Genomic DNA, 11,929 nt, shown 5'->3' with positions numbered 1-11,929 from the left:
GATCATCGCGTGGAGAACCCGTACACCGTCTCCGAGCGGAACACCTCGCCGGGACGCAGCACCGTGCTCGGGAACTCCGGCCGGTTCGGGGAGTCGGGGAAGTGCTGGGTCTCCAGGGCGATGCCGTCGCCCGGGGCGAAGGGCTCGGACAGATGGTCGGCGGTGTAGAGCTGGAGCCCCGGTTCGGTCGTCGACACCGTGAGCACCCGGCCGGACGCCGGGTCGTGCAGCTCGGCGACCTCCACCGGGGCCGGGGTCACGCCCTTGTCGAGCACGAAGTTGTGGTCGTAGCCGGCGCCCACCTTGCGGGATACGCGGAAGTCGAACCGGCTGCCCTCGACGGACTCCACGCCGGTCGGGATCAGATCCCCGTCCACGGGCGTGAACCGGGAGGCGGCGATCCGCAGTTCATGCCCGCCCGCGTTCCCCGACCCCGCCCCGGCCAGATTGAAGTAGCTGTGGTTCGTCAGGTTCACCACGGTCGGCGCGTCCGTCACCGCCTCGTACGCGATCCGCAGCCCGCCCTCGGCGTCCAGGGTGTACGTCGCCGACACCTCAAGACGGCCCGGGAAACCTTCCTCGCCGTGCCCGGAGACCCGGCTCAGCCGCACCCCGTGCTCGACCGGCTCCGCGTCCCACACCCGCTCGTCGAAGCCGCGCTCACCGCCGTGCAGACAGTTCGGGCCGTTGTTCACCGGCAGCGCGTACGTCAGCCCGTCCAGGGTGAAGCGACCGCCCGCGATCCGGTTGGCGTACCGCCCGACCAGCGCACCGAAGTACGGCCCCGGATGCGCGGGGTAACCGTCCAGCTCCGCGAACCCCAGCACCACATTCCCGGGGACGCCGTCCCGGTCCGGCACCTCCACCGACTGCACGATCCCGCCGTACGTCAGCACCCGCACCCGCACGCCCGCGCGCTCCAGCGTCCAGCGGTGCACCGCCGTGCCGTCGGAAAGTGTGCCGAAGAGTTCGTTCATGTGCGAAACCATGTGCGGAACCTTAAGTCACCCGGTTTTCGCGGTGACCGTCCGGTAGGCGATCTCGGCCAGCCTCGCCTGGCCGTTCACACTCGGATGGAACCAGTCCCAGCGGCTCAGCTGCGCCGTCCCGAACCGGTACGCGTACACCGCGCCCCCGTCGAACCGGCACCGCTTGTCCTTCGCGCACACCTCCTTCAGCACCGTGTTGTACTCCTCCACCCGCTTCTGCACCGTCTCCCGCCGCAGGGTCGCCGCCGCGTCCAGCGAGTCCGCGTCATCGAGCATCGACGGGCAGATGCCCAGCTTCCACACCTGCTTGCCCAGCGCACTGGTCCGCCCCTGCGACCACAGCCGCTTCAGATCCGGCACGCTCGCCACATACACCTGCGCCTTCGGCAGCGCCCCCCGAAGCGTCCGCATCGACTCCTCGAACTGCGCGCGGAAGTCCTCGACCGAGGTCATCGACTCGGTGCTGTCCCGGCAGGCGTCATTCGCCCCCGCCATCACCGTCACCAGCTCCGGCTTCCGCGTCGCCGCCTGCGCCATCTGCCCGGGCAGATCCGCCATCCGCGCCCCGGTCACCGCGTAGTTCCAGCTCCGCTCGGCCGCCTTCGCCTCACCCAGCAGCCGTACGGCGAGACTGTCCACCTTCTCGCTGCTGCCGGTCGCCCACGACACCTCCGGGCAGTCCGAGAGCACCGAACAGGCGTCGAAGCCTCTGGTGATGGAGTCGCCGACGGCCGCGACCGAATCCGGGCTGCGATCCCACACCGGGGTCGGCTTCGGCTTGACCCGCTTCACGTCCGTCCCCGACGGCCCCGGCGAGTTCCCCCCGACGGCATCACAGCCGACGAGTCCCAGGACGGCCGCGGACAGCACGGCGAGCACGGCTCGTGAGCGGTGACCGGTCTTCCGCATCCGCTGCTGATCCCCTCGCTTGTCGGCTACTGCTCCCCTCCCCATACAACGCGCGGGAGTTCCCGAGCGCGCGCGATGCAACGGTTCCACCCCGTACAGGCGTCCTGCCGGGTGAATGGCGGGCGTTTCACGGCACCGGGACCGACGGTACGTCACACTCCTTGCGCCGCCGCACGGTAGCCTCGCCATCAACGTGGCTGACCGGCCACGGCCGTCCGCCAGTTCGCAAGATGTCCCCCTCTGCCCGGAGGTCCCGGTGACGACACGTGGAGTTCTGTACGTGCACTCCGCGCCGCGCGCGCTGTGCCCGCACGTCGAGTGGGCCGTCGCCGGGGTGCTCGGCACGCGCGTCAACCTCGACTGGATCCGGCAGCCCGCCGCGCCGGGCACCTGGCGCTCGGAGTTCTCCTGGCAGGGCGAGGTGGGCACGGCCTCCAAACTGGCCTCCGCCCTGCGCGGCTGGCACCTCCTGCGCTTCGAGGTCACGGCCGAGCCCTGCGCCAAGGCCGAGGGCGAGCGCTACAGCTGCACTCCCGACCTCGGCATCTTCCACGCGGTGACGGGCATCCACGGCGACATCCTGATCCCGGAGGACCGCCTGCGCGCCGCGCTGACGCGCTCTCAGCGCGGAGAGACGGACCTGGAAGCGGAACTGTCCAAGCTCCTGGGCAAGCCGTGGGACGACGAGTTGGAGCCCTTCCGGTACGCCGGTGAGGGTGCCCCGGTGCGCTGGCTGCACCAGGTGGTCTGAGACCCGGACACACGAAGGGCCCCCACCTTGCGAGGTGGGGGCCCTTCACGTACGTACAAACGCTTCTCAGACCGTACGGAACGCCAGGACCACGTTGTGGCCGCCGAAGCCGAACGAGTCGTTCAGCGCGGCGATCCGGCCCTCGACGGGCAGCTTGCGAGCCTCACCGCGGACGACGTCGGCATTCGCCTCGGCCTCCGGGTCGAGGTTCTCGACGTTGATGGTCGGCGGAGCCACCCGGTGGTACAGCGCGAGCACGGTGGCCACGGTCTCCACACCACCGGCACCACCCAGCAGATGACCCGTCATCGACTTGGTGGCCGAAACGGCCATGTGGTCGGCGTCGTCGCCGAACACCTTCCGCAGCGCCTTGAGTTCCGCGATGTCACCGGCCGGCGTCGAGGTGGCGTGCGCGTTGACGTGCACGATCTCCGCCGGGTTCAGGTCCGTCCGCTCCAGCAGGTTCTGCAGCGCGTGGCTGATGCCACGCCCCTCCGGCTCCGGCTGCACGATGTCGTGGCTGTCGGCGGAGATGCCCTGGCCGACCGCCTCGGCGTACACCCGAGCCCCGCGCTTGGCGGCGTGCTCGGCGGACTCCAGGACGATCACACCGGCGCCCTCGCCGAGGACGAAGCCGTCGCGGGCGACGTCGTAGGGGCGCGAGGCGCCCTCGGGGTTCTCGTTGTTCTTGGACATCGCCATCATGTTGCCGAACGCGGCGATGGGCAGCGGGTGGATCGCCGCCTCGGTGCCGCCGGCGACGACCACGTCGGCACGGCCGGAGCGGATCATCTCGATGGCGTAGCCGATGGCCTCGGCGCCCGAGGCGCAGGCGGAGACCGGCGTGTGCACGCCGGCGCGGGCGCCCACGGCCAGACCCACGTTCGCGGAGGGGCCGTTCGGCATCAGCATGGGGACGGTGTGCGGGGAGACGCGGCGGACGCCCTTCTCCTTGAGCACGTCGTACTGGTCGAGGAGGGTCGTCACGCCACCGATACCGGAGGCGATGACCGCACCGAGCCGGTCGGGGTCGACGTTGCCGTCCTCACCGGCCTTGTCGGTGAAACCGGCGTCGGCCCAGGCCTCCTTCGCCGCGATCAGCGCGAACTGGGCCGAGCGGTCGAGGCGGCGGGCCTGCGGGCGCGCGATCACCTCGGTCGGCTCCACGGCGACGGGGGCGGCGATCCGGACCGCCTGGTCGGCGGCCCACTCCTGCTCCAGGGGCTTGACACCGGAACGTCCGGCGACGAGGCCCTCCCAGGTAGAGGCCGCGTCGCCACCCAGCGGTGTGGTTGCGCCGATACCGGTGACGACCACAGTGCGATTGGTCGAGCTCACGGGAATTCTTTCTCCAACGGGATACGAGGATTCAGCGGCGCCACCGCCGGGTGGCGGGGCCGGGCACATCCGGCCTAAGCGGAAACTCAGGCCTGGTGCTTGAGGATGTAGTCGGTCGCGTCGCCGACCGTCTTGAGGTTCTTCACGTCCTCGTCCGGGATCTTGACGTCGAAGCGCTCTTCGGCGGCGACGACGACCTCGACCATGGACAGGGAGTCGACGTCCAGGTCGTCGGTGAAGGACTTGTCCAGCTGGACGTCCTCGACCGGGATGCCGGCGATCTCGTTCACGATGTCGGCGAGACCGGCGACGATCTCTTCCTGAGTGGCGGCCATGTCAGGCGCTCCTTCTTAGTGATCCAGAGGGTTTGGCAGTGCCCGCCGCGGCAGCGGCAGACAAGTACAGCCGAACCGGACCTGATGATGATCCGGCACGGAGTGCCTAGGGGAGGGTAACGACAGTGGCTGCGTAGACGAGACCCGCCCCGAAGCCGATGACGAGCGCGGTGTCGCCGCTCTTCGCCTCGCCGGTCGCCAGAAGCCGCTCCATCGCGAGCGGAATCGAGGCGGCCGAGGTGTTGCCGGTGGTGCGCACATCACGGGCGACCGTGACATGCTCCGGCAGTTTCAGCGTCTTCACCATCGAGTCGATGATCCGCTCGTTGGCCTGGTGGGGAATGAAGACGTCCAGGTCGTCCGAGGTGATCCCGGCCGCGTCCAGCGCCTGCTGGGCGACCTTCGCCATCTCGAACACGGCCCAGCGGAACACCGCCTGGCCCTCCTGCGTGATCGCAGGGAACTTGTCGACCTCGCCGGTGCGGTAGTCCGTCCACGGCACGGTCTGCTTGATCGTCTCGGACTTGTCGCCCTCGGAACCCCAGACGGTGGGGCCGATGCCGGGCTCCTGGGCGGGGCCCACGACGACCGCGCCGGCGCCGTCGCCGAACAGGAAGGCCGTGGCGCGGTCCTCCAGGTCGGTCAGGTCGCTGAGCCGCTCCACGCCGATGACGAGGACGTACTCCGCGCTGCCCTCGACGATCATGCCCTTGGCCAGGGTCAGGCCGTAGCCGAAGCCCGCGCAGCCCGCCGAGATGTCGAAGGCGGCGGCCTTGGCGGTGCCGAGCTTGTCGGCGATCTCGGTGGCGACGGCCGGGGTCTGCTTGAAGTGCGAGACGGTCGAGACGATCACGCCGCCGATCTGCTCGACGGAGATCCCGGCATCGGCGATGGCCTTGCCGGACGCCTCGATCGACATGGCGGCGACGGTCTCCTCGTCGTTCGCCCAGTGCCGGGTCTCGATTCCGGAGCGCGAGCGGATCCACTCGTCGGACGAGTCGATCTTCTCGAGGATCACCTCGTTGGGCACGACCCGGGTGGGGCGGTAGCCGCCCACACCGAGGATGCGCGCGTACGGGGCGCCCTTGCTGGGCTTGATCTTCGACATGCTCTTCGGGCTCCTTGTCAGCCGCTGTGCTCGGCGATCAGCTCGCGAGCCGCGTCGAGGTCGTCGGGGGTCTTCAGGGCGAGCGTCTTCACACCGGGCAGCGCGCGCTTGGCGAGGCCGGTCAGGGTGCCGCCGGGGCACACCTCCAGCAGCGCGGTGACGCCGAGCTCCTTGAAGGTCTCCATGCACAGGTCCCAGCGGACCGGGTTGGCGACCTGGCCGACGAGACGGTCGAGGACCTCGGCGCCGGTGGCGACGGTCCGGCCGTCCTTGTTGGAGACGTAGGCGACCGTCGGGTCGGCCGGCGAGAGTGCCTTGGCGGCCTTGGCCAGCGTGTCCACGGCGGGAGCCATGTGGTGCGTGTGGAAGGCGCCCGCGACCTTCAGCGGGACGACCTTGCGCACCCCCTCGGGCTTGTCCTCGGCGAGCACGGCGAGCTGCTCCATCGTGCCCGCGGCCACGATCTGACCGGCGCCGTTGATGTTCGCCGGGGTCAGACCGAGCTTCTCCAGGTGCGCGACGGAGGTCTCCGGGTCGCCGCCGAGCAGCGCCGACATACCGGTCTCGGTGATCGCGGCGGCCTCGGCCATGGCCAGACCCCGCTTGCGTACGAGGGTCAGCGCGGCGGTGTCGTCCAGTACGCCGGCGAAGGCGGCGGCGGTGATCTCACCGACGCTGTGGCCCGCGACGGCGCCCGGGGACACGGCACCGAGTGCCGCGGCGGAGAGGATTCCGGCGGCGACCAGCAGCGGCTGGGCCACGGACGTGTCCCGGATCTCGTCCGCGTCGGCCTTGGTGCCGTAGTGGACGAGGTCGAGGCCGACGGCGTCGGACCAGGCGGCGACGCGGTCGGCGGCGCCGGGCAGGTCGAGCCAGGGAGTCAGGAAGCCGGGCGTCTGGGCGCCCTGGCCGGGAGCGACGAGTACGAGCACTCTCACACTCTCTCTTGGGGACGGCCACCGCCGCCCGTGGGGACAGGGACGAAGAACAGCAGGGGGTTTTGTAGGCCCCCGACAAAACCCTACGACTGAAGATCCCCGTCGACCAGACGTCCCAGGATCAGCGCGATCCGCAGCGTGAACGCGGAGCGTACATCCGAGGGCGACCAACCGGTGACGTCAGTCACACGTCGAAGCCGGTAGCGCACGGTGTTGGGATGCACGAACAGCATCCGGGCGGCGCCCTCGAGACTGCTCGCCTGCTCCAGATAGACGGCGAGGGTCTCCAGAAGCGCGGACCCGGCCTCCTCGAGCGGTCTGTAGATCTCCTCCACCAACTGCTCGCGCGCGCTCGGATCTCCGGCTATGGCACGTTCCGGAAGCAGGTCGTCCGCCAGCACCGGCCGTGGGGCGTCCTGCCAGGCGGAACACGCCTTGAGCCCGGCCGCGGCGGCCTGCGCGGAGCGGGTGGCGGCGAGCAGATCGGGCACGATGGGCCCGGCGACGACGGGACCTGCGGCATAAGGCCCGATCAGCGACTTGGCGACGGCGAGCGGATTGTCGCTGCCACCGGCGATGACGACGAGCCGGTCGCCGAGCACTCCGGTCAGCACCTGCAGCTTGGCATGCCGGGCGGCCCGCCGGATGGCCTCGACGGTCAGCTCGGAGTCCCCGTCCGGGGCGGTACCGAGCACGACACACACATGTTCGGGGGAGTTCCACCCGAGAGCGGCGGCCCGCGAGACGGCCCCTTCGTCGGCCTCCCCGCTCAGCACGGCGTTCACGACCAGCGACTCGAGCCGGGCGTCCCAGGCACCGCGTGCCTCGGCGGCCTGGGCATAGACCTGGGCGGTGGCGAAGGCGATCTCACGGGCGTAGACGAGAAGAGCCTCGCGAAGGACGGACTCGTCACCGGGAGCCGCCACCTCATCGATCGCGCTCTCCATGACCTCGATGGTGGTCCGCACCATCTCGACGGTCTGCCGCAGGGTGATCGCGCGGGTCAGTTCACGCGGCGCGGTCCCGAACACATCGGTCGAGATGGCCTGAGGGGCATCGGGATGCCGGAACCACTCGGTGAAGGCCGCGATACCTGCCTGGGCGACGAGCCCGATCCAGGAACGGTTCTCCGGGGGCATGGCCCGGTACCACGGCAGCGTCTCGTCCATGCGCGTGATGGCCTGCGCGGCAAGGCTGCCGGAGGACTTCTCCAGCCGCTTCAGGGTCGCGGGGTGCGGGTGGGCGGCGTGCGCTGTGGCGTCGGGCTTGTGGGCTTCGGGTTCGGGCACGGGACAAGACTGCCTTATCCGGACGGGAGTGTGCGCCGTCGGGGTCTACGGTGGGTCCGTGATGGACGTACGGCGCGCCGACGAGCGCTACCCAGGCGGCGACCCGGCGGCAGGAATCGACTCCCGGCACGCCTTCTCCTTCGGCCCCCACTACGACCCCGACAACCTCCGCTTCGGCGCGATGATCGCGTGCAACGAGGAGCGGCTGGCGCCGGGCGCGGGCTTCGACGAACATCCCCACAGCCACACGGAGATCGTGACGTGGGTGGTGGAGGGCGAACTGACCCACCGCGACTCGACGGGCCACGAGACCCGGGTCCGCCCCGGAGACGTCCAGCGCCTGAGCTCAGCGGCGGGCGTCCGGCACGTGGAACGCAACGACGCCACGACCCCGCTCGTCTTCGTCCAGACCTGGCTGGCCCCGCTGGACCCCGGCGGCACCCCGTCGTACGAGATCGTCCACGGCATCGCGGATTCGACGCCGTACGCGATCCCGGAGGCGGGCGCGATGCTGCACGTACGGCGGCTGGGGGCCGGGGAGCGGACCGCGGTGCCGGACGGGGCGTATGTGTACGTCCATGTCGTACGCGGTGAAGTGCGGCTCGACGGCGTGGAGTTGGGGCCGGGCGACGCGGCGCGGATCATGGACGCGCGGGACGCGGAGCTGGTCGCGAACGCGGGTGCGGAAGTCCTGCTGTGGGAGATGGCGGCGACGTTCTCGAACGAGAGCTCGAAACCCGAACGTACGTAGCAGAAAGTGCGGGAATGGTCACTGGCTGTTTGTCTGTGCTCGAGGCCGCCGACCCCGGCGCCCTCTCCCCGCACAAGGAGAAAGCCCCGCATGAAGACCGTCAGCGCCCTCAAGCACGCCGCCGCCCCCGCCCTCGCCGCGGGAGTCCTCGTGACCGCCTTCGCCGCCCCCGCCGTCGCACAGGAGCCGCCCGGGTCCACGGTGGTCCGCAGCGGCGGCACCGTCTCGCTGAACGCGCGCAGCGGCGTCAGCAACTACGTCACCGTGTCGTCCGACGGCCGGGTCATAGTCGAGGACCAGTCGGGCATCACCGCGGGCCCGGGCTGCACCCGGCTGAGCTCGACCGCGGCCGCCTGCGGTTCCACCGCGACCGCCACCCGGCTCGCCTTCTCGCTGGGCAACTGGTCGGACGTCCTGTCCGTGGGCGTGTCCATCAACACCTCGGTGAACGCCGGGTCCGGCGTCGACACCATCACGACCGGCGGCGGCAACGACAGCATCAACGCAGCCGACGGCGTCGGCGGCAACGACTGGGTGACCTGCGACGGCGGCTCCAACGACAGCGCGTTCGCCGACCGCGGCGACACCATCAACCGCGACTGCGAGCGCCGGTTCCCCTTGTCCTAGGGGCGGCTATCGGCGCAGCTCGGCCAGCACCGCGTCGGTGAACACCGGCCACACCTCGACCGCCCAGGGCCCGAACGCCCGGTCCGTGAGCGCGACGCACGCCGCTCCCGCGGACGGGTCGATCCACAGGAACGTGCCGGACTGGCCGAAGTGACCGAAGGTGCGCGGCGAGGACGAAGACCCCGTCCAGTGCGGGGACTTGGAGTCCCGGATCTCGAAGCCGAGCCCCCAGTCGTTCGGGCTCTGGTGGCCGTACCCCGGCAGGACACCCTTCGTGCCGGGGTACTGGACCGTCATCGCCTCCGCGACCGTACGCGGGTCCAGCAGGCGCGGTGCCTGGACCTCCGCCGCGAAGCGCACCAGATCGTCCACCGTCGAGACGCCGTCCTTCGCCGGAGAGCCCTCCAGTGACGTCGACGTCATCCCCAGCGGCTCCAGCACCGCTTGCCGCAGATACTCCGCGAACGGGATGTCCGCGGCCTTCGCGAGGTGGTCCCCGAGCTGTTCGAAGCCGGCGTTGGAGTACAGCCGCCGCTCCCCGGGAGGCGCCGTCACCCGGTGCTCGTCGAAGGCCAGGCCCGACGTGTGGGCGAGCAGATGACGGACCGTCGAGCCGGGCGGGCCCGCCGGTTCGTCCAGCTCGATCGCCCCCTCCTCGTACGCGACGAGCGCGGCGTACGCCGCCAGCGGCTTGGTGACCGAGGCGAGCGGAAAGCGATGCCCGGCCGGGCCGTGGGACCCGAGGACGGTCCCGTCGGCCCGTACGACGGCCGCGGCAGCGGTGGGAACCGGCCAGTTCTCGATCAACGCGAGGCTCTGCAAGGACATGCCGACGAGCCTATGCCGCTCAGAGCCTGAGCATCATCGTGGGGTCCGGCTTGTGGACGAAGCCGAGGGAGGCGTAGAGCGGCTCGGCCTCCGCGGACGCGGTGAGCATGACCTGTCCGGCCCCCTGCTCACGGAACCACGCCATCAGCTCCTCCATGCACGCGCGCGCGTACCCGCGCCGACGTGCCTCCGGGTCGGTCGCGACGCTGAAGACGTACCCGGCCCGCCCGCCCGGATTGCCCGCCTTCCCGATCCGGTAGTCGACCGTCCCGGCGACCAGCGCCGCCAGCGCCCCCGGCCGGTCCGGATGGTCGACGACGAACGCGGCGAAGTCCCCGTCCGCCTCGCCCAGTTTCTCCCTCAGGACCGGCAGCGACCGGGCATGCCACTGTGTGGAGCTGTCCCCGTCGGGCAGCGAGTCGATCATCACTTGGCGCAGACGCAGCACTTCCTCCGCGTCCTCGGCCCTGGCACGGCGTACGAGACTCATGGCCCGCACGCTAATCACCCGGGCCCCGCCAGGTCTTGCCGATTTCTCACGCCGCGCTTGCTTGGAGTGCACTCCAAGGCCATAGCGTTGAGGCCATGACGGTGATGGAGACCACGGGTACCAGGACCGACACCTGCGCGGGGCCGCCGCAGGCCGACCGGCGCCCCGATGGCCAGGACAGCTACACGATCAGCGAGGTCGCCGCCTTCACCGGCCTGACCGCGCACACCCTGCGCTGGTACGAGCGCATCGGCCTGATGCCGCACATCGACCGCTCGCACACCGGCCAGCGCCGCTACAGCAACCGCGACCTGGACTGGCTCGACCTCGTCGGCAAGCTCCGGCTCACCGGTATGCCGGTCGCCGACATGGTCCGGTACGCCGAGCTGGTGCGCGAGGGCGACCACACCTACGGCGCGCGCTACGAACTGCTGGAGGAGACCCGCCGGGACGTCCTGGCCCGGATCGCGGAACTCCAGGACACGCTCGCCGTGCTCGACCGCAAGATCGCTTTCTACGGCGACGCCGGGCTTGCCCTGGCGTCGGAAAGGCCCCGATGACCGAGAACAGCACGATCGCGACCGTACGACTTGGCGACACCGGCCCCGAGACGGGCGTACAGGGCCTGGGCTGCATGGGCATGAGCTTCGCCTACGGCCCCTCGGACGCGAAGGAGTCCAGGGCCACCCTGGAGCGGGCGCTGGAACTGGGCGTCACCCTGTACGACACGGCGGACGCCTACGGCGCCGGCGAGAACGAACGCTTTCTGTCCCCCTTCTTCAAGGCCCACCGCGACGAGGTCGTCATCGCGACCAAGTTCGCTCTGTCGATCCCGCCGGACGACCCGACCCGGCGGGTCATCCGCAATGACGCGCCCTACGTCCGCCAGGCCGTCGAGGCGAGCCTCAAGCGCCTGGACGTCGAGGTGATCGACCTCTACTACATGCACCGCCGGGATGTGAACGTCCCCATCGAGGAGAGCGTCGGCGTCATGGCCGAGCTGGTCCGCGAGGGCAAGGTCAAGCATCTGGGGCTGAGCGAGGTCACGGCCGCCGAGCTGCGCGCCGCGCACGCCGTGCACCCGATCGCGGCCGTGCAGTCGGAGTGGTCGCTGTTCAGCCGGGACATCGAGGCGCAGGTGGTACCCGCGGCCCGTGACCTGGGTGTGGCGCTGGTGCCGTACTCCCCGCTCGGCCGCGGTTTCCTCGCGGGCTCCTTCGGCTCCGCGGACAAGGACCTCACGGCCGACGACTTCCGCCGCCAACAGCCCCGCTTCACGGGCGAGAACGCCACGGCGAACGCGGCCCTCCTGGCCCCGATCCACAAGATCGCCGAAGCCCACGATGCGTCGCTCGGCCAGATCGCCCTGGCCTGGGTCCAGCAACAGTCCAAGGTCCACGCCCTGCCGGTCGTCCCGATCCCGGGCACCCGCAAGCCGACGAGGGTGGAGGAGAACACGGCGGCGACGACGATCGAACTCACGGAGGACCAACTGGCCCTTCTGGAGCCGATCGCGGAGAAGGTGGCGGGAGACCGCTACGCGGACATGACGTTCACGTCCGCGGGGCGGGAGTAA

At 70.5% G+C, this 11,929-nt stretch carries 14 protein-coding genes; 5 read left to right on the top strand and 9 right to left on the bottom strand.

Annotated features, from left to right (window positions below; all coding sequences use genetic code 11):
• Positions 1-2: 2 nt before the first annotated feature.
• The gene (locus OHT76_RS13720) at positions 3-977 is read right to left on the bottom strand and encodes an aldose epimerase family protein (RefSeq protein ID WP_328871091.1); all 975 of its coding nucleotides are present in this window, start codon (positions 975-977) and stop codon (positions 3-5) included.
• A 27-nt stretch (positions 978-1,004) separates the two neighbouring features.
• Positions 1,005-1,898, bottom strand: a complete 894-nt coding sequence (locus tag OHT76_RS13715) for an SGNH/GDSL hydrolase family protein (protein ID WP_328871090.1) — start codon at positions 1,896-1,898, stop codon at positions 1,005-1,007.
• A gap of 256 nt (positions 1,899-2,154) precedes the next feature.
• On the opposite strand from OHT76_RS13715, the gene OHT76_RS13710 reads away from it, so the two are divergent.
• Entirely contained in the window at positions 2,155-2,649 is a 495-nt protein-coding gene (locus tag OHT76_RS13710) for a DUF3145 domain-containing protein (protein WP_328871089.1), read from the top strand.
• 66 nt (positions 2,650-2,715) lie between these two features.
• Here the strand turns inward: OHT76_RS13710 and OHT76_RS13705 are convergent, their stop codons facing one another.
• The 5 genes from OHT76_RS13705 to fasR form a co-directional block, all read right to left on the bottom strand.
• Positions 2,716-3,987 carry a beta-ketoacyl-[acyl-carrier-protein] synthase family protein gene (locus OHT76_RS13705; RefSeq protein WP_328871088.1) on the bottom strand — a complete coding sequence of 424 codons (1,272 nt, stop codon included), beginning with the start codon at positions 3,985-3,987 and terminating at the stop codon, positions 2,716-2,718.
• Between the two features lie 86 nt (positions 3,988-4,073).
• A complete protein-coding gene (locus OHT76_RS13700) occupies positions 4,074-4,322 on the bottom strand; it encodes an acyl carrier protein (RefSeq protein ID WP_015660680.1) in 249 nt (82 codons plus the stop codon).
• A gap of 106 nt (positions 4,323-4,428) precedes the next feature.
• Entirely contained in the window at positions 4,429-5,430 is a 1,002-nt protein-coding gene (locus tag OHT76_RS13695) for a ketoacyl-ACP synthase III (RefSeq protein ID WP_328871087.1), read from the bottom strand.
• A 17-nt stretch (positions 5,431-5,447) separates the two neighbouring features.
• On the bottom strand, positions 5,448-6,362 hold the full coding sequence (locus tag OHT76_RS13690; protein ID WP_328871086.1) for an ACP S-malonyltransferase: 915 nt from the start codon (positions 6,360-6,362) through the stop codon (positions 5,448-5,450).
• A gap of 89 nt (positions 6,363-6,451) precedes the next feature.
• Entirely contained in the window at positions 6,452-7,657 is a 1,206-nt protein-coding gene (gene fasR / locus OHT76_RS13685; RefSeq protein WP_328871085.1) for a fatty acid biosynthesis transcriptional regulator FasR, read from the bottom strand.
• Positions 7,658-7,718: 61 nt separating this feature from the next.
• On the opposite strand from fasR, the gene OHT76_RS13680 reads away from it, so the two are divergent.
• Both OHT76_RS13680 and OHT76_RS13675 read left to right on the top strand, forming a co-directional pair.
• Positions 7,719-8,408: a pirin family protein gene (locus OHT76_RS13680; RefSeq protein WP_328876525.1), complete on the top strand. Its 690-nt coding sequence runs from the start codon at positions 7,719-7,721 to the stop codon at positions 8,406-8,408.
• Between the two features lie 90 nt (positions 8,409-8,498).
• Positions 8,499-9,035 (top strand): hypothetical protein, encoded by a 537-nt coding sequence (locus tag OHT76_RS13675; RefSeq protein WP_328871084.1) that lies wholly within the window; start codon positions 8,499-8,501, stop codon positions 9,033-9,035.
• A 6-nt stretch (positions 9,036-9,041) separates the two neighbouring features.
• Here the strand turns inward: OHT76_RS13675 and OHT76_RS13670 are convergent, their stop codons facing one another.
• Positions 9,042-9,863, bottom strand: a complete 822-nt coding sequence (locus OHT76_RS13670) for a serine hydrolase domain-containing protein (protein WP_328871083.1) — start codon at positions 9,861-9,863, stop codon at positions 9,042-9,044.
• 19 nt (positions 9,864-9,882) lie between these two features.
• Positions 9,883-10,353, bottom strand: coding sequence for a GNAT family N-acetyltransferase (locus OHT76_RS13665; RefSeq protein ID WP_328871082.1), 471 nt, complete (start codon positions 10,351-10,353; stop codon positions 9,883-9,885).
• A gap of 95 nt (positions 10,354-10,448) precedes the next feature.
• On the opposite strand from OHT76_RS13665, the gene OHT76_RS13660 reads away from it, so the two are divergent.
• On the top strand, positions 10,449-10,913 hold the full coding sequence (locus OHT76_RS13660) for a MerR family transcriptional regulator (protein WP_328871081.1): 465 nt from the start codon (positions 10,449-10,451) through the stop codon (positions 10,911-10,913).
• The gene (locus OHT76_RS13655; RefSeq protein ID WP_328871080.1) at positions 10,910-11,929 is read left to right on the top strand and encodes an aldo/keto reductase; all 1,020 of its coding nucleotides are present in this window, start codon (positions 10,910-10,912) and stop codon (positions 11,927-11,929) included. Before OHT76_RS13660 ends, OHT76_RS13655 begins: the two co-directional genes overlap by 4 nt.

This window comes from Streptomyces sp. NBC_00287, from assembly GCF_036173105.1.
In the GTDB taxonomy this organism is placed as follows: domain Bacteria; phylum Actinomycetota; class Actinomycetes; order Streptomycetales; family Streptomycetaceae; genus Streptomyces.
This window is presented reverse-complemented; position numbering and strand designations above follow the sequence as displayed.